We start from the raw sequence: 20,195 nt of genomic DNA on the forward strand, positions 1-20,195 counted from the left end.
TGGCGAGTACTGTCACCGACCATTCCGGTGCCGTTTCATGGCTGCGCTGTCAAAGCGTGAACGCGTGGTGCCGGTCGCTGGCTGTTTCCCCTTGCCCTGCAACCTGTGGCCGTGAGGTTTCGGCACCGAATTGATCGCGCGCCCCACTAGACTGGGTGAGGGCGCAAGTAGGCAGCGCGGAGCCGGAACCAAATGAGAAACCTGATCAAAAGCAGCGATGGCACTCTGTATATGCAGTTGTGGGAGAACCGCATTCGTGTCACTGATATCGAGTCCGGCAAGATCTTTGATGAGGTGCCATTGGTCGCGATCCGCAAGGGAAAGCGCCGCAGTAAAAGGGTGGCAATCGGCAGCCGCGCCTCGTCAGCCGCCAGCAGTGAAGTGGAGGTGATCAACCCGTTCTCTCATCCGCGCAGCCTGCTGGCACACTTCAAGGCTGCAGAGCTGTTGCTGGAGGGGATCTTTCAAAAGCTGAGTGGCGACGGGTTGTTCTCCTCCCCAGCCAATCTGGTGCTGCAGCCCATGGAGAAGAATCGTGGCGGGTTGACGGAGGTAGAGGTCAGCGCCTTTCAGGCGCTGGGTTTGAGTGCCGGTGCGCGGCGGGTCTATGTCTACCAGGGACCTCAGCTCACTCGCCACACGCTGGACCTGGATAAAGTTCGCGATGCCAGCGCCCCGGTCGCCGCCTCCGGAGCCGATGAACCCCGCAGCTGGACCCAGTGGATCTGGATTGCCATCTGGTTCATTCTCATTGCCGCGATGACCATTTTCCAGCAGTTCTGAGCGCGATGGCGTTGGGCCGCTGTTGCACTGTGTCCACTAGAGAAATTGTCGCGGTACGGTGCGTTCCCAGAGCTGGGTATAAACCCGGTATTCCCCCTCCCAGGCATCCAGCTCGGCGCGAATATAGAAGTTGTCCGCATCGGCTGTGAGTACGGTGCGGGTGGTGGTGCGCACCTTCCAGTCACCCCGTGCGAAGGTGCGTTCGGTACGGGTTTCTGCCTTTAACGAGTTGAAGTCGTTTTCCTGAAACGTGTACCAGTTCCAGGTCCGGCTGGCGAACTCGAGGTCGATTTCATCGATGCGAATCAGACCATCGTCCTTGATCACCTCCAGGGTCGAGATATCTTCCGCAAGATCCTGATGCACCAGCCAGTTGTTATGGGCTGGCTCCACATAATGCAATTGGACCGGTTCCGTGCCCTCGGCGGGGGCGAAGTGGATGTCGCTGTCCTCAGCGCGGCCCCGCCGCAGTGGCAGCACCAGGTTGCTGGTGTCGCAGTAGATCTCCAGTTTCACCGGCCTCGGTGGTGGCCAGGCCAGCGCCCAGTAGGAAGTGGAGACACTGATGCGCAAGCGGTGGCCGCGGGGAAACACCTGGGCGACATAGTTCATATCCACCTGGACACGGTACTTGCGCCCGGGCACCAGCTCCTCCGGCTTGTCGTGGCCGTGGCGGTGGGTGAGGTTGAAGAGGCCGTAGGTCACGCGGGTGGCCGCGCCGTCGGTGCCCACGTCGGAGAGGCGAACCGCGATCATCGCCACCGGCCGGTTCGACGTCAATTCGACCTCCAGGCGCGGAGAGCCGAGTATTTCCAGATCGTCGTCGAGCGGCGCGCTCTGGAATACCAGGGCGCCGCCATCTTCCTGGCGCTGGTCATGGGGCAGGTCGGGTGCGGCGGTGTAGGAACACCACTTGCCGGCAAAGAGCCCCACGCTGAGCGGCGATTGCACCGACAGTACATTTTCCATGACGCAGGGCGGTTCATTGCCGAACAGGATGCGATAGGGAGACAGCTCATAGACCCGCTCGACGATATTGTCTGAGGGCCAGCTGTCCTCTCCCACCCAGCGCCCGGGGCGCTGGTGGTAGTAAGTGGTCGGCGGCACACTGTCCTGCATCCAGGCCCGCAGCATGGGTTCGCTCATGATCCCCGTATCCCGGTCTTTCAACCAGTGATCCCACCAGCGCAGGGATTCCTGCAGGAAGCCGATCGCCGGGCCTGGGATACCTTGGTGCGGGTACTTGTGGCCCCAGGGGCCAATCAGGGCCAGGCGCGGCACCCGCAGGTGCTGGAGCAAGCGGAAAATAGCGTTGGTGTAACCGTCGGCCCAGCCGCCAACCAGCATCGCCGGACAGCGGATCGCATCGTACTGTTCGCTCACGGAACCGTGTTCCCAGTAACTGTCCCGGTATTGGTGGCGGAGCCAGATATCCAGCCAGAGTCCGCTCTCCCGCAGTCGCTCGAGCCACATTGCGCGCCACTTTTCTCCCACCAGTTGCGGATCCGGTGGGCAGGTGTTGATGGAAAACATGGTGGTGGCTTCGGACAGGTTGTCTGTCAGCAGGCAGCCACCCATGTAATGCATATTGTCCTTGTACAGGTCGTCCGTCGAGCAACAGGAGATGATCGCCTTCAGTTCCGCGGGCGCCCGGGCAGCCACCTGCAGGGCGTTGAAACCGCCCCAGGAGATACCTTGCATGCCGACACTGCCATTGCACCATCGCTGTCGGGCAATCCAGCGAATCGCCTCAACGCCGTCACTCAGTTCCTGCTCCCGGTACTGGTCCCGCATGATGCCGCTGGATTCGCCACTGCCGCGCAGATCCACCCGCACGTAGGCATAGCCGTGACCAGCCAGGTACGGATGCATGATGGAATCGCGAAAGCGGGTCTTGTCCCTTTTTCGATAGGGAATGTACTCCATGATTGCCGGGACCGGGTTGGTTACCGCATCCTCCGGCATCCAGATACGCGCGGCCAGCCAGCCACCATCCGGCAGTGGGATTTCAATATGCTCAATCGCCGTTACCCGGTTGGGGAGGTTGCTCACATGGCGCATGTAGAATCAGTACCGCACGCTCTTGAACTGGAAGGGCTCAAACCCGCGACCGTCGGAGAACTCGAAGTGCAGGGCGGCGGCCAGGTCCCGATAACTGGACAGCATCTCTTCCTGGCTTTGCCCGCCCAGACAGATATTGGCCACTTCGAAGCTGTAACTATCCTGGCTGGACAGGTCCGATAGGCGGGTTCCTTCATCCACAAGGATGGAAATCTTGCAGCCGGGGATGCTTTCCTGCAGAGCCTCAATTTCGCTGGCCGTCGGTATGCGGGTAACGGTGGTGTCCTCGTAGCGACGCAGCATAAATTTGGCAGCGCACTGGTAGTCACCGCGCATGTTGGAAAAGTCCGTGTGGCGGTTGAGGGGAATGTCCAGCGCCGCCTCGTGATTGGACACACCGTGCACCTTGATGAACTGGTCGCTGTGGGATTGGGAAATCCGTGTATTGATCTCGAGCACCTTGAAATCGTCGGTCTCCTCATCCCAGAAGAACTCGATACCAAAGGCGGAGTTATCGAAGCCGATCTGGCGCAACAGGGCTTCGCCGGCGTCGCAGATTTTCTGCTGGGCGTATTCCGGCCAAACCGATGGATATTCGTAGCGGGTGAAGCTCAGGTTGCGGCTGTCCTTGACGGTGTCCACGATACCGTGGACATAGTAATTGCCATTAACCACAGTGCCCTCGATACCGCACTGCTTGCCTTTCAACAACCCTTCGGCGATGCACCAGTTACCATCCACCTCACCGACTTCAGTGGGAACCGATACCCGTTCCAGGGCGGTATTGAGAAGCTCGCCCAAGCGTCTTACGTCACCGCGGATCACCTTGAGTGCCTGTATCAATTCCCGCTCATTCTCGATGCGGAACCCCAATTGCGACGAGTGGCTGACGACGGGCTTCAGCCAGAAGGGAAAGTCGATGGTGACCTGAGAGAGGGGATCTTTTGCAAAGGGGTCGATAGCGCAGAAATCCGGAATCCACTCGGGCAGTGCCTTTTTCTGTTCCAGGCGACTCCAGTATTTGTGTTCACACTTGAGCACTGCTTCCGGGCTCGCTGAGCGGAGGCCAAATTGCCGGCACAAAAACGGATGCAGCGCGCTGGAGGGGAAATCCCAGTGGTTGATAATCCCGGCGAGTTCGCCATTGCACTGGGCGACGGTCTGCTCCGCTTCCGAGAGCAGTTCTCTCATCGGCCGGTCTGGATACCAGACGATTTCGTCATCCGAGAAGAGTTTGCGCCACTGGTACTGCTCGGCTCCATGTACTGCGTTCAGGTACTCGCAGTGCAGGGGCGCGAGCCCGAATACGAAGAACTGCCTCGTCATGCCTTACTTCCCGGACGTGCTTTATGGTGGGCTCTCCAAGCAGTCTAGCAGTGGAGTGAGTTTCGCAAGCGGGGCTGGAGCGGCACTGCCGGATAAGAACATCCGGTGTCATTGCGTCGGGCGATAAGGGTGGGGCCTGGACGCCGGTGTCGGCTGCGGTCCGCAGGCAATACTGCCAATACCGGGTGTGGGTAAGGCATGGCACGTCGGGGATGCCGCCGTCCACGGCAGCAGTTCGCAACACGCCCTGCGGGGCCGGTTACTGTGGCTCGGTCCGGCCGGCCTGCAGGGATGGCAGTTCCTTGATGTAGACATCAGATTTGGCGTAGGGGATCTCGACCCTGTGTGCCGCCAGGCTCTTGTAGATTGCCAATAGAAGCTCGTGGCGGATCCGCCCCCGGTCCTCGGGGAGCTCGATCCAGACCAGCAATTCGAAGTCCAGGCTCGATGCGCCGAAGCCCCGCATGCGCACTCTTGGCTCCGGTGACGCGACCAGCTCCGTGTGCTCCAGGGCCACATTCAGGAGGATGTCGCAAACCTCGTCGACGTCAGAACCGTAGGCAACACCAACAGGGATGGTGACCCGGATCGCTGCACTCGGGCCACCGCTTTCATTGATGATCTTGCCATTGGCGATCAGGGAATTGGGGAGCGTGATTTCTACATCGTCGCGGGTCATCAGCCGGGTGCTGCGCAGGCCAATCTGGGTGACCCGGCCGCGCTCGCCGCTGTCTAGGTTGACGTAGTCACCGACCTTGTACGGAGCATCGGCGAGGATAAAAAAGCCGGAGAACAGGTTGGCCAGGGTGTCTTTGGCCGCGAAACCCACGGCGATACCGATAACTCCCGCAGAAGCCAGCCAGCCCAGGGGATTGATACCCCAAATCAGCAGCAGCGCATAACTGCCAAACAGGATGACCAGCAACTTGCAGGAGAGGTCGAGCAGGGGAATCGCCCGCTGGTCGATCAGGGAAAAGCGGGCGGACTTTTTACTGATCACCTGCAGCAGTGTCCCGCACTGCAGGAAAAGCATGCGTATCCAGCTGACCAGTATGACTGTGGACAATAGGCTCGAGACAACCCCGACACCGCCGTCGGCGGTCAGCAGCTTGTGGGCTGCGATCAGGCCCAGGCAGAGAATGGTGGTGAAGACCGGGCGCTGCAGCTGGACGAGTAGCGTTGCGCCGGGACCGGTACGGTCCGATGGCAGCCACCGCCGCAATTGCCTGAATACGACAAACCGGCAGATCAGGGCAATGATGAGAGTGATGAGCAGAATCGCTGCAGCCCCGAGGAGGGGATACTGCTGAAGCAAGTCCGCGATGGGTTGCAGGCGCTCAGGGAGAATCGCTTGCCATCCCCCGGCCTGTGCTTCCGCATTGTCGCTGTTCATCGAATGCCGAATTCCTTTTCAGCCGGCTCAAAAGCCGAGCGTACCACGAGAGTACTTCAGGCACGGGCCGGAGTAATGTCCGGCCCGCTGACCTGGTGTGACCTTAAAATGCCACGTTTTTCGGGGTGCGGGGGAATGGAATCACATCGCGGATGTTGCCCATGCCAGTGACATAGGAAACGATGCGATCAAAGCCCAGCCCGAAGCCGGCGTGGGGGACGGTGCCATAGCGGCGCAGGTCCCGGTACCAGTCCAGGTGCTCTTTGGGGATGTCCATCTCGTCCATCCGCGCATCCAGCTTGTCCAGCCGCTCTTCCCGCTGGGAGCCACCGATGATCTCGCCGATGCCCGGGGCCAGCACGTCCATGGCCGCTACGGTATTGCCGTCATCGTTCATGCGCATATAGAAGGCCTTGATGTCCTTCGGGTAGTTCATGACGATCACCGGCTTCTTGAAGTGTTTCTCGGCCAGATAGCGTTCGTGCTCGGACGCCAGGTCGATTCCCCAGGAAACCGGGAATTCGAATTTCTCCTTGCACTTCTCCAGGATCTCGATGGCCTCGGAGTAATTGATGCGGGCGAAGTCGTTGTCAATGATGTTCTCGAGACGGCTGATCGCCTCCTTATCGATGCGCTGGGCAAAGAACGCCATGTCATCCGGGCGCTCCTCCAGTACTGCCTTGAAGACGTACTTGAGCATCTTTTCGGAAAGGTTGGCGACATCCGCGAGATCGGCGAAAGCGATCTCCGGTTCCACCATCCAGAACTCCGCCAGGTGGCGGGTGGTATTGGAGTTCTCGGCGCGGAAGGTGGGGCCAAAGGTGTACACCTTGGACATGGCCAGGCAGTAGCTCTCGACGTTCAGCTGGCCGGATACGGTCAGGAAGGTTTCCTCACCGAAGAAATCCTTGTTGAAGTCGATTTCGCCCTTGTCAGTGCGCGGCAGGTTTTCGAGATCCAGGGTGCTTACCCGGAACATCTCGCCTGCACCCTCACAGTCCGAAGCAGTGATGATCGGCGTGTGCACATACAGGAAACCGTTTTCATGGAAGAAGCGGTGAATTGCCTGGGCGATGCAGTTGCGCACGCGGGCGACGGCACCACTGACATTGGTGCGCGGGCGCAGGTGGGCGTGCTCGCGCAGGTGCTCCATGGTGTGGCGCTTGGGGGACATGGGGTAGGTGTCCGGGTCCTCGACCCAGCCAACGACATGCACTTCACTGGCCAGCAGCTCGATGGCCTGGCCCTTGCCCTCGGATTGCTTCAGGGTGCCGACGATATCCACGGCACAGCCGGTGGTCAGTCTCAACACCTCGGTTTCATAGTTGCTGATATTGGCTTCGACGACCACCTGGATCGGGTCGAAGCAGCTGCCGTCGTGCACGGCGAGAAAGGACAGGCCGGCCTTGGAGTCGCGTCGGGTTCGGATCCAGCCCTGAATGCGGGCCTCAGAGCCCTCACGGCCGGAGGATTTCAAAAGGGAATCTACGGATTCAACTTGCATTGTTCTCGCTTACCTGAATTCACGGCGGATTGCTCAGTTTATACGCAAGCCGCTGTCGGTGAATGACGCGGGCATATTGACGTTTTGAGCAGCGGAAATCCAGCCCCGGAGAGCAGTCGAGAGGGGGTAAGAGCGGGGTCGGGGGTGCCCCGGTCAGAAAGGGAAGGGGATCCGGCCCCGGGGGGACCGGATCAGGTCCGGCTCAGGCCAGTCCGCGTCGGCGGAACAGGGGCTCTGGCTGGTCCACGGCAGCCTGATAGCTCTGGCTGAAGTCCCGCAGTGACTTCAGCAGTTCCTCCAGAGACTGATCCCCCTGGTAGGCAAAGGCGTTGAACCCGCAGCGGCTCAGGTAGCTGAGCTGGTCGCGCATAAAATTACCGATGGCACGCAGTTCACCGGCAAATCCGTAGCGCTCACGCAGCAGTCGGCCGGTGGTGAAGCCGCGCCCGTCCGCGAACGCGGGAAAGTGCACGGCTATCAGCGGCAACTCACAGGCAGCTTCACCGAGCAGGTCTGCGGTCTCATCGCTGTCGAGCCACACACCGATCTCGCTCTTGCGGTCGGTCAGCTCACCCCGCAGTTCCTGCCATACCGCCAGGGGCAGCATGAGCCTGCCGCTTGCCAGTGTGGCGGCGCTCAGGTCCGCTGCACTCTCATCACTGGGTATCAGGTGCCACTCGTTGTTCACCACCGCGCCGTCGAGGATCAGCTGTTGCGGGTTTTCCGGCTGCGGCGCCTGGGCTTTAGCTGGCTTTGGCATAGACTTTTTCCTTAAACGGCTGCAGGCCGATGCGGTGATAGGTGTCGACGAACAATTCGTCGGGGTGGCGCAGCTCCACGTACAGGTCCAGGATCCTGCCGATTACATCCGGAACCTCGGCGCGAGAGAAGCTGGGGCCCAGGACTTTGGCCAGGCTGGCGCTCTCGCTAGAGCTGCCGCCCAGCTGGATCTGGTAGAACTCCTCGCCTTTTTTGTCCACGCCGAGAATACCGATATGGCCCACATGGTGGTGACCGCAGGCATTCATGCAGCCGGAGATGTTGAGGTTCAGGTCGCCCAGGTCGTACAGGTAATCCATGTCGTCAAAGCGACGCTGGATGGCCTCGGCCACCGGGATGGACTTGGCGTTGGCCAGAGAGCAGTAGTCGCCCCCGGGGCAGCAGATCATATCGGTGAGCGTGCCGATATTGGGCGTGGCAAAGCCGTGCTTGCGTGCTGCCTGCCAGAGCGCTTTCAGGTTCCCCTGTTCCACATCTGCCAAGACAGCGTTCTGGTCGTGGGTGATGCGCGCTTCGCCAAAGCTGAACTCGTCGGCCAGGTCGGCGATCGCCTCCAGTTGCCGGTCGGTGACGTCGCCCGGCGGGACACCGGTCGGCTTGGTGGAGAGCTTGACCGCTCGGTAGCCGGGTACCCGGTGACGGAACGTGTTGCGCTCCAGCCAGCGGGCGAATGCTTTGTCTTCGCTGGCCTCGGCTGCCAGTGCGGCGTCGCTGTCAGTGCTGTCGAGCACCTTGTACTCCGGGGCGGTAAAAAAGGACTTGGCCCAGGTGAGCGCCTCCGGCGTCAGTCGGTCGACCCCGTCCCTGATCTGCTCCCACTCCCGCTCCACGCGTGCGGCAAACTCTTCCGCACCCAGCGCTTTCACCAGGATCTTGATTCGCGCCTTGTACTTGTTGTCGCGGCGTCCCAGCTGGTTGTAAACCCGAACGATGGCTTCCAGGTAGGACAGCAGGTCTTCCTCGGGCAGGAACTCGCGAATTCGCTCGGCGATGACGGGTGTACGGCCCTGGCCGCCACCAACGTAGATGGCGAAGCCGATCTCTCCGTCCTGCTCCACAATCTGCACGCCGATATCGTGCACGCGAATGGCGGCGCGATCGGCCTGGGCACCATTGACGGCGATTTTGAATTTGCGCGGCAGGAACGCGAATTCAGGGTGAAAGGTGGACCACTGGCGGATCAGTTCACAGTAGGGACGCGGGTCTGCGATTTCGTCCCGGGCCACGCCGGCGTAGGGGTCGGAGGTCGTGTTGCGGATACAGTTGCCGCTGGTCTGCACTGCATGCATTTCCACCTCGGCCAGCTCGGCGAGGATTGCCGGCACGTCTTCCAGTTGCGGCCAGTTGAACTGCAGGTTCTGCCGGGTGGTGAAATGGGCATAGCCCTTGTCGTAGTCGCGGCTGATGCGGGCCAGGCGGCGCAGTTGGGCGCTATTCAGCAAGCCGTAGGGGATCGCGACGCGCAGCATCGGGGCAAGGCGCTGGATGTAGAGGCCGTTCTGCAGGCGCAGGGGCAGAAATTCTTCCTCGCTGAGTTCACCGGCCAGGTAGCGGGCCGTCTGGTCGCGGAACTGTGCCACCCGCTCGCTGATGATGGTGCGGTCCCGGTCGTCGTATCGGTACATAACAGCTTGATTCCATTGCTTTTTGCGCGGATCCCCAGCGCCGGCTAATAGTGCTGCGGATTCTCCAGTGGCGCCTAACATACCAGTGGGCTTATGCAAAAAATAACAATATTTTTTGCTAAGTTAGAAACCAATGGTTATAAGAAAGTTGTGCGTGAGTGATAGGGGCGCTTGCGTGGTTTTGGGGGATTTGCTCTACTTGATTGACCGTTTCACGACGGCCAACTACACACCATAAGAATAATCGGCAATCGGAGTCTTTCGATGAATGAGAAGGTAGTTGTATCCACTGAAAGTGATAACGCGGCAGACGCCTTTGCCGCCGTGGCCCTGGTGGCCATTTTTGTCGTCACCTGTGTTTACTGGGTCGCCAGCCAGTAAGACAGACCGGCGCCCGGAGCAAAGTCGTCCCGGGCAAAGCCGTATCCAGGCTCTCCCCTCAGCCCATTCTCTCCAGCACGGTCCTCACAACCAGCACCAGTGTCAGCACGAACAGTGTGGTGAATATGAGGCCTGCGGCAATGTAGGCTTTGATACTGCCGCTTTTGAAATCCCGCTCCCGGTTTTTGTTGCTCTGCACACCGATGGCCGCAGCCAGTGTGCTGAACACCACATGTAAGAACCCGGGCCGGCCAGGTTCCTGCTCGCGCTGTTTATCGTTATTCATGCTCGCATCCCTGTGGCGATGCACCCTAAAAATGGTGGGGTGCAGCCATCTCTGTCTCTGATCTCAGTCTTCCAGGTTGGGCCGCAGCCACCGCGCCAGCTCATCCACGCCGAGCCCCTTGCGCTGCGCAAGGCTCTCCAGCTGGTCGCGGCCGATTTTACCCACGTTGAAGTACCTTGCCTCCGGGTGGGCGAAGTACCAGCCGCTGACCGATGCGGCCGGCATCATGGCAAAGTGGGAGGTCAGGTTGATGCCCGCGTTCTCCTCGGCCCCCAGGAGCTTGAACAGGGTGGCTTTTTCCGTGTGGTCCGGGCACGCCGGGTACCCGGGGGCAGGGCGGATGCCCTGGTATTTCTCCCGGATAAGGTCGTCGTTGGAAAGCGTCTCTTCCGGGGCATAGCCCCAGTAATCGGTGCGCACCTGCCTGTGCAGGTACTCGGCCAGGGATTCCGCCAGACGGTCCGCCAGCGCCTTCACCATGATGGCGTTGTAGTCGTCGTGTGCGGCCTCGTACTTTGCCGCCAGCTCGTCGGCACCAATACCGGTGGTGACTGCGAAGCCGCCGACATAGTCACCAATGCCAGAGTGCGCTGGTGCCACGAAGTCTGCCAGCGAGCGACACAGGCCATCACCGCCGAGTTTCTGTACCTGCTGGCGCATCTGGTGCAGGCGGGCAAGCTCTTCGGTGCGGCCTTCGTCTGCGTAGACGACGATATCGTCGCCCTCGCTGTTGGCGGGCCACAGGCCGATCACCGCCCGCGCCCTGAGCAGTTTCTTGTCGATGATCTCCTGCAGCATCAGCTGCGCGTTCTTGAACAGATCGGTGGCCGCTTCGCCGACCACATCATCATTGAGGATGGCGGGGTATTTGCCGGCCAAATCCCAGGAGATGAAGAATGGCGTCCAGTCGATGGTGTCCACCAGTTTCTCCAGGGGGAAGTCATCAATGACGGTGACCCCCACTTTGCGGGGCATCGGTGGCTCGTAATTCTGCCAGTCGAACTCGGGCGCTGCGGCAAAAGCTTCCTCGTAGCTGAGGCGTTTGTCATTGCGCCTGCGGTTCGCCGTGCGGTGACGGACCTTCTCGTATTCTTCCTGCAGGCTGGCGACAAATGCCGGGCGGTGATCGTCGGAAAGCAGGTTGCTGGCTACACCCACCGCCCGTGAGGCATCCGCCACGTACACTACCTGGTTGCGGCGATATTCCGGGTCGATTTTTACTGCGGTATGGGCCTTGGAAGTGGTCGCGCCGCCGATCAGCAGGGGGATATCGAAGCCCTGCCGCTCCATCTCCGCAGCCACATGAACCATCTCGTCCAGTGAGGGGGTGATAAGACCGGAGAGACCGATAATGTCGCAGTCGCGCTCTCTGGCCGTCTGCAGAATCTTTTCCGCCGGTACCATCACACCCAGGTCGATCACCTCGAAATTATTGCAGGCGAGAACCACGCCGACGATGTTCTTGCCGATGTCATGCACGTCACCCTTGACGGTGGCCATCAGGATGCGGCCATTGGGTTTGCTGTCGACGGTCTTCTCTGCCTCGATGTAGGGCTGCAGGTACGCCACCGCCTGCTTCATGACCCGCGCTGACTTGACCACCTGGGGCAGGAACATCTTGCCCTCTCCGAACAGGTCGCCCACCACGTTCATGCCATCCATCAGGGGCCCTTCGATCACGTCCAGCGGACGCGATGCCTGCTCACGGGCCTGCTCGGTGTCGTCCTCGATGTAGGTGGTGATGCCCTTGACCAGAGCGTGCTCCAGGCGCTTGTTGACCGGCCACTCGCGCCAGCTGAGATCTTCCTTGCGAGCCTGGCCGCCGCCGTCGCCGCGGTACTTGTCGGCGATTTCCAGCAGGCGCTCGGTACCGTCGAGGCGCTTGTTCAGAATCACATCCTCGACCCGCTCGCGCAGCTCATCCGGCAGGTCGTCGTAGACCGCCAGCTGGCCGGCGTTGACGATACCCATATTCAGCCCGGACTTGATGGCGTGGTAAAGGAAGACGGAATGAATGGCCTCCCGTACGGGATTGTTGCCGCGGAATGAGAAAGACACATTCGAGACGCCGCCACTCACCTGCGCTCCCGGCAGGTTCTCGCGGATCCAGCGGGTGGCCTCGATGAAGTCCACCGCGTAGTTGTTATGCTCATCGATACCGGTGGCGACCGCGAAGATATTCGGATCGAAAATGATATCGCTGGGGTTGAAGCCAACCTTGTCCACCAGAACGCGGTAGCTGCGCTCACAGATTTCACGCTTGCGGGCGAAGGTGTCCGCCTGGCCGTCCTCATCGAAAGCCATGACCACCACGGCCGCACCGTAGCGCAGGCACAAACGTGCCTTGTCGATGAAGTCCTCTTCACCCTCCTTGAGACTGATGGAGTTGACGATGGGTTTGCCCTGGATACATTGCAGGCCGGCCTCGATCACCTCCCACTTGGACGAGTCCACCATGAAAGGGACTTTGGCGATTTCCGGTTCAGTGGCGGCCAGGTTAAGGAAGCGGCGCATGGCGGCGACCGAGTCGAGCATCGCTTCGTCCATGTTGAAGTCGATCACCTGGGCACCGTCTTCCACCTGCTGGGCGGCGACTTCGAGGGCAGTGTCGTAGTCTTCCTCGAGGATCAGGCGCTTGAAGCGGGCCGAACCAGTGACGTTGCAGCGTTCGCCCACGTTGACGAACAGGGAGTTCTCATCGGCAACGAACGGTTCCAGGCCCGACAGGCGCAGGGCAGGTTTGATGTCCGGCGTTTTGCGCGGTGACACGTCGGCAACCGCGCGGGCGATGGCGTCAATGTGTTCCGGGGTAGTGCCACAGCAGCCGCCGAGAATATTGATAAAGCCGCTGCGGGCAAATTCCGCCACGATCGCTGCGGTCTCTTCCGGTGTCTCGTCGTATTCACCGAACTCGTTTGGCAGCCCCGCATTGGGGTGGGCAGAGACATGCTCGGCGCAGACACCGGAGAGCGCCTCAATGTAGGGGCGCAGCTCAGTGGCGCCCAGGGCGCAGTTCAGGCCGACACTCAGGGGCTTGGCGTGCGCGACGGAATAGTAAAAGGCCTCGGTGGTCTGGCCGGACAGGGTGCGGCCGGAGGCGTCGGTAATGGTGCCGGAAATCATGATCGGCAACTCGAAACCCAGCTCCTCGAACAACTGCTGCAGGGCGTAGATGGCAGCCTTGGCGTTCAGGGTATCGAAGATGGTCTCGATCAGGATCAGGTCACAGCCGCCCTCGACCAAAGCGCGTCCTGCCTCCACATAGTTGTCCACCAGCTGCTGGAAGGTCACATTGCGTGCCCCCGGATCGTTGACATCCGGAGAGATGCTGGCGGTGCGGGAGGTTGGGCCAACCACTCCCGCAACCCAGCGCGGTTTGTCCGGCGTTGCCGCTGCATCGGCCGCGCGACGTGCCACCTCGGCGGCGGCCCGGTTCAGTTCCGGTACCAGGTCCTCCAGGTCGTAGTCCGCCTGGGAGAGTCGGGTCGAGTTGAAGGTATTGGTCTCGATGATGTCGGCACCCGCCTCCAGGTATTCCCGATGCAGTCGCTCGATCAGTTCGGGCTTTGTGATGCTGAGGAGGTCGTTGTTGCCCTTCAGGTCGCTTGGAAAATCGCCAAAGCGGTCGCCGCGGTAATCCGCTTCCTGCAGTTTCTGCCGCTGAATCATGGTTCCCATACCACCATCCAGGATCAGGATACGGTCGGCGAGGGCGGCATGAAGCTGCTGGAGGCGTTCGCTGCGGGACTGCTGGGACATGGGCGATTCCTTAAGCCATTTATTGCTGTTCGTTTAATTCGAATGGTTGGGTTCGAGAGGGCGGCTATCTTATCACTCCACAGGGGTTCCGTGGGCTCAGTGAACTTCAGCCGCAAAGTCGTTGCAAAACGACAATACAGGTTTTTTGCAAAGGATTTAGCGTGATTTTCGTCCCAATAAAGCCCTTATTGGCGAAAATGCAGCTTTTGCCGTGCCCGTTCCACCTCCGGGCCTGGTTATCTTCCAGGAGTATGGGCAGCTGGGATAGGGGAGCATAGGGGAGGGTGGTTTAACTTGCCTGCAAGTCGGAGTAAAATACCCGACAAAGAAACTCGGTTATTTGAGAAGCGATATGTCTGAGCAGTCTTCCGAACTGAACGTCACCATCACTGAGTCCGCGCAGGAGTATCTGCGGGAGCTGCTGGAGAAGCAGGATTGCGAGGGGATCGCGATCCGCATGTTTGTGTCCAGCCCCGGCACTCCCAACGCTGAAACCTGCATTGCCTACTGCCGTCCCGGCGAGGAGCAGGAAGGCGACGTCGAAATGGAGCTCAACGGCTTCAAGGCGTACTTCGAGGGTCGCTCCGTGCCCTACCTCGATGAGGCCCGGGTCGACTACTCATCCGACAAGATGGGTGGCCAGCTGACCATTCGCGCACCCAATTCGCGCATGCCCAAGATTACCGATGACAGTCCCATCGAAGACCGCATCAATTATGTCCTCTACAACGAGATCAACCCGGGCCTCGCCGCCCACGGCGGCCAGGTGAGCCTGGTGGAGTTCACCGAAGACAACTACGCGGTATTGAAATTCGGCGGTGGTTGCCAGGGCTGCGGCATGGTCGACATGACCCTGAAAGAGGGCGTGGAGAAGACTTTGAAAGAGAAGGTACCGGAAGTGGCTGGGGTGAAGGACATCACGGACCATACCGATAAGTCCCAGGCGTATTACTGATCTTTCGAGATCAGGAATAGAAGGGCGAGCCAATGGCTCGCCTTTTTTATTGCCCATACGGCAAGGCGTTTTTGGCAGCTGCAGTGACAGTAGGGTGCTGGCCGTTGTATCGGACTTATGAGCGCCTCTGCTTGTGGACGTGCATGAAGTGACAGGCAAGCACCGGGGATGTCGAAGTCGGGGGTCATAGAATCTCGAACTCATTGCCCACGTGCCAGCAGTATCTCGGTGAAGACGATAAACAGGCTGGTGGCTGTGACGGTAAGCAGGAAATAGGGGATGTTGGCTGCTTCCTTTGGCGGTATTTCTTCCCGTATCGCGGTGATGATAATTCCCCCCACAACAAACAGGGTTGAAAACTTGAAGACCGGCCCGAGCTGATCTGAAAGGAAGGCCGCAAGCCAGCCCAGCATCAGGCACAGGGAAAAAATCCCACGGAAGTAGCGGCAATAGCGTCTGGGGTAATGCTTCCAGAGGTGGTAATTGATACCGATGAAATGCATCCCAAAGGCAAATGTCAGCCCAAAATAGCCGAGCAGCGAGGCGAACGGCCAGTCACCCAGGAGGAATCCGATCTGTGCGTTGTACAGACCGAAGACACTGGCGACCAACAGTGTGGTGCCAGACGGTTTCTGTCCCAAGCCCAGACGATCCTCAGCGAGATCTTTCTTGGCAACAAGCAGAAAAACCACGAATCCCGCCAGGGCAGCAAGGTAGACATGTAGCCCGGCAGGTAAGAGCGGATCGGTGCCTGAGTCCAGATCGATAGCCGACTGGATTTCGGCCAGCTTTGGTAGCAAAACTAAAAAAACATAGGAGATGCCCACTCCCGCGGAAACGCTCAAGATAGGGGGGTGTACCTTCTCCCGAAAAATCTTCCAGCGCGGGAGCGTCCATGTAACCAGGCACAGGAGAAGCACGCTCAGAAAGGATAAGTAATGATTCATGGGGTTGGAGCCTTCCCCGAATTATTCATCTTGGCCGGAGCCCTTGCGGATAAATTGGCGGGCCGCCCGATTGGCTATCAAAGCCCCTCGAAATACTCAAACTCGTCGATATGGTCCAGATACACACCGTCAAAGCCGGCGTCGATTATCCGGTCGACGTAGTCCCCGGTCTCACCAAACAGGATATCCCGCCACGGCTGCAGCCAGTAACGGACATGGTAGTTCCCGGGCGAGCCGGAAACTTCGTCCAGCAGCCAGTTGGGAGGGTTGCCGGGCCAGAAGCTCTGCCAGTAAAAGCGGTCGCTTTCCGCCTGGCCGAGGCTCAGGTAAGCCAGTAACAATCTCCGGCCGCCATTCGCCTTGAAACGCAGTTGCCGGATCTGCTCGTTGGTAAATGCCTCGCCGTTGAAGAAGAAATCCAGAATTACCACGTCGTAGTCTGTTTCTGCGATCCCATCGACGAACTCCTGTGCGGTTGAAAACAGCTGTGGGTTGGTCAAATGAAGGAAGTTGCGGGCGAAGTTCAGGTCCTCGATATCGGCACGATTGGTATTCGGGATTTCCGGGGGATAATCCGGAATGGTATCCAGCGTCACTTGCGGGGCTGCAAAGCCCAGGTAGCCGGCCTCTGCATTCAGCAGGATCGAATCGTCGACGTTGCGCTGGCTGCTGGCAAAGTCGGTTACGAAGACCCTCACGCCACCCTGGTCCCGGGCGATGTCGAGCAGTGCGCGCAGGCGGTCGGATTCTGTGTTTGGGGTGGGCTGGTCCGCTATCTCGAGGCCGAAGAAAACGCCCTGTTGGCCGATGCCGTCAAGGGCTGCCAGATACTCTGTTTCCACCGTGCCGCTGATCCGGCCACTGCCAGTGACGAGTTCCACACCGTTCTGGGGCACGACAATGAAATCCCGGTCCCGACCCTTGGCGTAGCGGCTGAGGTCCTGAACCAGCTCCCGCATCTCCAGGCGATAGTTGGTAACCGTGGACTCAGGCACGAAGCTTGGAACGTCATCCAGGTCACAGGCGAGCAGCAGCAGTGGTAACAGCAGAATGGTAATGCGCTGGAGCAAGATCCCTCCCTCAGGCTCTTCTGGAGCTTTCCCTGGCTGACTTCCAAGCCTAGCTGTTTCGTTGCTTGCGGTCACGCTTCTGAACCGCGAACTTGCCCGAGTTTTGGTTCGAAGTGGAAGCAGAGTGCCAATGAAAAAGGCGGACTGCCTGAGCTCCAGCTTTGCCCGGGCGGGCACTCAGCTAGCGGGCCTGCATTCGTTTCTTGGTGGTGCTGGTCGCCTGTGCAGAGGCGGGATCATCTGGCCAGTAGTGCTTCTGGTACTTGATCCGCAATTCCTTGCGCACCTCCTGATAGGTGTTGGCCCAGAAGCTGGCCAGGTCCCGGGTCACCTGTACCGGCCTCCGTGCGGGGGAGAGCAGGTGCACCATCAGTGGGTATTGTCCACTCAGAATGGCTGGTGTTTTTTGCTGTCCGAACATTTCCTGCAGGCGCACCGGCAGTATCGGGATCTCCTCCGAGTAGTCGATGGCGATCCGAGAACCGCTGGGCACGCTCAGGTGACTGGGTGCCAGCGCGTCGAGCTTCTGTTGCAGCGGCCAGTCCAGCTGCCCCTGCAGGATCCGCAACAGGTCCAGTTGTTTGAGCTGTTCCAGCCTGTTCATGCCGGCCAGGTGGGGCAGCAACCACTCCTCAAGGGTGCTGGCCAGTGCCTCACCAGACCAGTCGGGTATTGCCAGGTCGCCCAGCAGTTTCGGATAGTCCCCGGCAACTCTGTGAAGAAACTGTACCCGGTCCCGCAGTGCGTCTGCCTCCTTGCTCCAGGGGAGCGTTTGCAAGCCCTTCTGGAGGACGGCGTCCAGCAGGGCGCGGCTCAGCAGTGTCGGGGAGATGTCCCGGGCGGGCCGCTCTGCCAGCACGAGTTGTCCGAGGCGAGTGCGCTCACTGGCGACGGCCCTGCCTGCTGCATCGTCCCAGCGAACGGCGGTTTCCTGCACAATCAGCTCTGGGAATGCCCGCTCCAGGGCCTGTTCGGAAACGTGGGCTGCCAACTGAATGCGGGCATCGCGCCCCTGGCCATCGAGCTCAGCAATGACCAGGTAATCTTCCTGTGCCAGGTCGTCGTCGTGGCTGAAGTGTGCCCCGCGGCCTCCTGATAAAAGAAAACGGTGCTCCCGATCGCGGCGGCTTTTGGCGATGCGATCCGGATAGGCCAGGCCCAGCAGTACGCCAATCTGGTCCTGTTTGTCGATGGTGTCATTGCCCGCTGGCTGCGAGAGTTTTTCCACCTGTTTTTGCCAGGTCCTGGCCTGCTGACGTATGCGTTGCACGGCGCCGCGATCGAAGCTGGATGCCCTGAATCGGCCCTGGAGCAGATCGACGCGTTTTTGGATATCGCGATCCCAGCGGGCCTCACCACGAAAGATATCCCGTTCCGAGAGCAGGGCTGCCAGCAGACAGGCTTCTTCTGCCAGATTCCAGACGAGGCTGCGGATCATCATATGGGCCAGTCGAGGGTGGGTACCCAGCGCCAGCATGGCAGAGCCATGAGCCGTGATGCGGTGATCGCTGTCGATCGCACCTAGTTGCTCCAGTAAGTCCTGGGCCTGGGAGACGGCTCCGGGCGGGGGCAGGTCGAGCCAGCGCAATTCCTCCACTTGCCGTACGCCCCATTGCGCCAGCTCCAACATCAACGGCGCCAGGTCACTGAGCAGGATTTCCGGCGTATTTTTTGCCGGGAGTGCATCCTGCTGCGACTCACTCCAGAGACGCACGCTGACGCCTTCACTCACTCGGCCGGCGCGCCCGCTGCGCTGGGTAGCAGAGGCGCGGGAGATTTGCGCGGTTACCAGGCGGTTCATGCCGGTGTTCGGGTCGAAGCGGGACTCCCGCATCAAGCCGGAGTCGACGACGATGCGGATGCCCTCGATGGTAAGGCTGGTCTCGGCCACATTGGTGGCCAGGACGATCTTGCGCCTGCCAGGCGGTGCCGGGGCAATGGCGGCATCCTGCCTTTCCCTGGTGAGGTCGCTGTAGAGGGGGGCGATGATGATTTCATCCTGCGCCGCGAGCTGTTCCCGCAGTAGTGTCTCTACTTTCCTGATCTCACCGACGCCGGGAAGGAAAGCCAGCAGGCTACCACTCTCCCGCTCCATCCATGCGAGGACCTGACTGGTCATCAGTGCTGGCATCTGGCGGTCGTCTTGCGGCACCTGCCGGTGAGGCAGGTAATGGATGTGCACCGGATAGCTGCGCCCCTCGCTGGTCACGACGGGCGCGCTGCCCAGCAACCCCGCGACGGCATCCGTTTCCAGCGTCGCAGACATGATCAGGAGCTTGAGATCATCCCGAAGGTATTCCTGCGATTGCAGGCAAAGGGCCAGCGACAGGTCCCCCTGCAAGTTACGTTCATGGAATTCGTCAAAGATGACCAGCGCTGTATCGGCCAGCTCGGGATCTGATTGCAGCAGGCGGGTGAGAATGCCCTCCGTTACTACCAGAATACGAGTGTTGCCGCTGGCTTTGCGCTCGGCGCGAATCTGGTAGCCCACGGTCTGGCCAACCGACTCGCTCAGTAGCCCGGCCATGCGCACCGCGGCGCTTCGGGCTGCGAGCCGACGGGGCTCGAGCATGATGATTTTTCTGTCCTGCAGCCAGTCACAATCCAGCAGGGCCAGCGGCACCGCTGTGGTTTTACCGGCGCCGGGCGGGGCCTGCAGGACCACGTTACTGTGCGTGCTCAGCTTCTCAAGTAGCTCGGGGAGAACGTGGGTGATCGGTAGTTCTGACATGAGCGCGATTATAACGGCTCACGGCCAGAGATCAGATGCCAGAGTGAAGGCTGAGGAGCGGTGAAAAGCTGGTGGTGGATGCTAGACAGCCTGCGTTGAGGCGAGCTGCTGATGCAGCCACTGTTGAAACTGCGGCTTGGGCAGGGCCCCTGAGAGGCGTGCCAGCTCCCGACCGCGGTGGAAGATCATCAGCGTTGGGATGGAGCGTATCTGGTACTGGGCCGCGGCCTGCTGGTTGGCCTGGGTATCCACTTTCACGAAAACAGCATTTGTCGCCATTTCGCCGGAGACCTGACTGAAAACCGGTGCAAACTGCTGACAGGGTCCGCACCAGGTCGCCCAGAAGTCCACGACAACGGGCAGGTCAGATTTTTCGATGAAACGGCTGAAGTTCTGATCGGTGGCGTTGACAGGGTGGCCGCCCAGCAGCGGGCTCCGGCACTTGCCGCAAACGGGGCGATCACCCAGTCGGTGGCCCGGCACACGGTTTACGGCGTTACAGGCGGGGCAAACGATCTGCAGAGGGGCAGAGTCTGTCATCGTGGGATCTCGCTGGTTATACAGGGAGAAATATTGGTCCCGCAGCCGGGAATT

14 protein-coding genes are annotated in these 20,195 nt (G+C 60.2%); 2 read left to right on the top strand and 12 right to left on the bottom strand.

Annotated elements, in window-relative coordinates; genetic code table 11:
• Nucleotides 1-192: 192 nt before the first annotated feature.
• Complete coding sequence (locus AWR36_RS03040; protein ID WP_067080712.1) at nucleotides 193-783, top strand: rod shape-determining protein; 591 nt, start codon at nucleotides 193-195, stop codon at nucleotides 781-783.
• A 36-nt stretch (nucleotides 784-819) separates the two neighbouring features.
• Here the strand turns inward: AWR36_RS03040 and AWR36_RS03045 are convergent, their stop codons facing one another.
• From AWR36_RS03045 to metH, 8 genes are all read right to left on the bottom strand, one after another.
• Complete coding sequence (locus AWR36_RS03045; RefSeq protein ID WP_067080715.1) at nucleotides 820-2,844, bottom strand: CocE/NonD family hydrolase; 2,025 nt, start codon at nucleotides 2,842-2,844, stop codon at nucleotides 820-822.
• A gap of 6 nt (nucleotides 2,845-2,850) precedes the next feature.
• Nucleotides 2,851-4,170, bottom strand: a complete 1,320-nt coding sequence (locus AWR36_RS03050; protein ID WP_067080718.1) for an ATP-grasp domain-containing protein — start codon at nucleotides 4,168-4,170, stop codon at nucleotides 2,851-2,853.
• Between the two features lie 259 nt (nucleotides 4,171-4,429).
• Nucleotides 4,430-5,563, bottom strand: coding sequence for a mechanosensitive ion channel family protein (locus AWR36_RS03055; protein WP_067080721.1), 1,134 nt, complete (start codon nucleotides 5,561-5,563; stop codon nucleotides 4,430-4,432).
• A 103-nt stretch (nucleotides 5,564-5,666) separates the two neighbouring features.
• Nucleotides 5,667-7,067 (bottom strand): asparagine--tRNA ligase, encoded by a 1,401-nt coding sequence (gene asnS / locus AWR36_RS03060; protein ID WP_067080724.1) that lies wholly within the window; start codon nucleotides 7,065-7,067, stop codon nucleotides 5,667-5,669.
• 202 nt (nucleotides 7,068-7,269) lie between these two features.
• Nucleotides 7,270-7,827 carry a DUF934 domain-containing protein gene (locus AWR36_RS03065; RefSeq protein WP_067080727.1) on the bottom strand — a complete coding sequence of 186 codons (558 nt, stop codon included), beginning with the start codon at nucleotides 7,825-7,827 and terminating at the stop codon, nucleotides 7,270-7,272.
• Nucleotides 7,811-9,472, bottom strand: a complete 1,662-nt coding sequence (locus AWR36_RS03070; RefSeq protein WP_067080731.1) for a nitrite/sulfite reductase — start codon at nucleotides 9,470-9,472, stop codon at nucleotides 7,811-7,813. Before AWR36_RS03070 ends, AWR36_RS03065 begins: the two co-directional genes overlap by 17 nt.
• A gap of 439 nt (nucleotides 9,473-9,911) precedes the next feature.
• On the bottom strand, nucleotides 9,912-10,139 hold the full coding sequence (locus tag AWR36_RS03075) for a DUF2970 domain-containing protein (RefSeq protein ID WP_067080735.1): 228 nt from the start codon (nucleotides 10,137-10,139) through the stop codon (nucleotides 9,912-9,914).
• 63 nt (nucleotides 10,140-10,202) lie between these two features.
• The gene (gene metH, locus AWR36_RS03080) at nucleotides 10,203-13,898 is read right to left on the bottom strand and encodes a methionine synthase (RefSeq protein ID WP_067080738.1); all 3,696 of its coding nucleotides are present in this window, start codon (nucleotides 13,896-13,898) and stop codon (nucleotides 10,203-10,205) included.
• A gap of 352 nt (nucleotides 13,899-14,250) precedes the next feature.
• Between metH and nfuA the strand changes: the two genes are divergently transcribed.
• On the top strand, nucleotides 14,251-14,853 hold the full coding sequence (nfuA, locus tag AWR36_RS03085; protein ID WP_067080741.1) for a Fe-S biogenesis protein NfuA: 603 nt from the start codon (nucleotides 14,251-14,253) through the stop codon (nucleotides 14,851-14,853).
• A gap of 200 nt (nucleotides 14,854-15,053) precedes the next feature.
• On the opposite strand, the gene AWR36_RS03090 is transcribed toward nfuA, so the two are convergent.
• The 4 genes from AWR36_RS03090 to trxC all read right to left on the bottom strand — a co-directional run bounded on the left by AWR36_RS03090 (nucleotide 15,054) and on the right by trxC (nucleotide 20,141).
• Nucleotides 15,054-15,800, bottom strand: coding sequence for a hypothetical protein (locus tag AWR36_RS03090; protein ID WP_141398462.1), 747 nt, complete (start codon nucleotides 15,798-15,800; stop codon nucleotides 15,054-15,056).
• Nucleotides 15,801-15,877: 77 nt separating this feature from the next.
• Nucleotides 15,878-16,870, bottom strand: a complete 993-nt coding sequence (locus AWR36_RS03095) for an endo alpha-1,4 polygalactosaminidase (RefSeq protein ID WP_067080747.1) — start codon at nucleotides 16,868-16,870, stop codon at nucleotides 15,878-15,880.
• Between the two features lie 181 nt (nucleotides 16,871-17,051).
• Nucleotides 17,052-19,601, bottom strand: a complete 2,550-nt coding sequence (gene hrpB / locus AWR36_RS03100; protein WP_067080751.1) for an ATP-dependent helicase HrpB — start codon at nucleotides 19,599-19,601, stop codon at nucleotides 17,052-17,054.
• 81 nt (nucleotides 19,602-19,682) lie between these two features.
• On the bottom strand, nucleotides 19,683-20,141 hold the full coding sequence (gene trxC / locus AWR36_RS03105; protein ID WP_067080754.1) for a thioredoxin TrxC: 459 nt from the start codon (nucleotides 20,139-20,141) through the stop codon (nucleotides 19,683-19,685).
• Nucleotides 20,142-20,195 lie beyond the last annotated feature (54 nt).

This window comes from Microbulbifer flavimaris (assembly GCF_001641755.2).
In the GTDB taxonomy this organism is placed as follows: domain Bacteria; phylum Pseudomonadota; class Gammaproteobacteria; order Pseudomonadales; family Cellvibrionaceae; genus Microbulbifer; species Microbulbifer flavimaris.

Bases quoted from the DNA above. Each gene is read 5' to 3' on its own strand.
- trxC (WP_067080754.1), bottom strand. From the start codon at position 20,141: ATGACAGACTCTGCCCCTCTGCAGATCGTTTGCCCCGCCTGTAACGCC.
- asnS (WP_067080724.1), bottom strand. From the start codon at position 7,067: ATGCAAGTTGAATCCGTAGATTCCCTTTTGAAATCCTCCGGCCGTGAG.
- AWR36_RS03055 (WP_067080721.1), bottom strand. From the start codon at position 5,563: ATGAACAGCGACAATGCGGAAGCACAGGCCGGGGGATGGCAAGCGATT.
- AWR36_RS03050 (WP_067080718.1), bottom strand. From the start codon at position 4,170: ATGACGAGGCAGTTCTTCGTATTCGGGCTCGCGCCCCTGCACTGCGAG.
- AWR36_RS03045 (WP_067080715.1), bottom strand. From the start codon at position 2,844: ATGCGCCATGTGAGCAACCTCCCCAACCGGGTAACGGCGATTGAGCAT.
- nfuA (WP_067080741.1), top strand. From the start codon at position 14,251: ATGTCTGAGCAGTCTTCCGAACTGAACGTCACCATCACTGAGTCCGCG.
- hrpB (WP_067080751.1), bottom strand. From the start codon at position 19,601: ATGTCAGAACTACCGATCACCCACGTTCTCCCCGAGCTACTTGAGAAG.
- AWR36_RS03040 (WP_067080712.1), top strand. From the start codon at position 193: ATGAGAAACCTGATCAAAAGCAGCGATGGCACTCTGTATATGCAGTTG.
- metH (WP_067080738.1), bottom strand. From the start codon at position 13,898: ATGTCCCAGCAGTCCCGCAGCGAACGCCTCCAGCAGCTTCATGCCGCC.
- AWR36_RS03065 (WP_067080727.1), bottom strand. From the start codon at position 7,827: ATGCCAAAGCCAGCTAAAGCCCAGGCGCCGCAGCCGGAAAACCCGCAA.
- AWR36_RS03075 (WP_067080735.1), bottom strand. From the start codon at position 10,139: ATGAATAACGATAAACAGCGCGAGCAGGAACCTGGCCGGCCCGGGTTC.
- AWR36_RS03090 (WP_141398462.1), bottom strand. From the start codon at position 15,800: ATGAATCATTACTTATCCTTTCTGAGCGTGCTTCTCCTGTGCCTGGTT.
- AWR36_RS03070 (WP_067080731.1), bottom strand. From the start codon at position 9,472: ATGTACCGATACGACGACCGGGACCGCACCATCATCAGCGAGCGGGTG.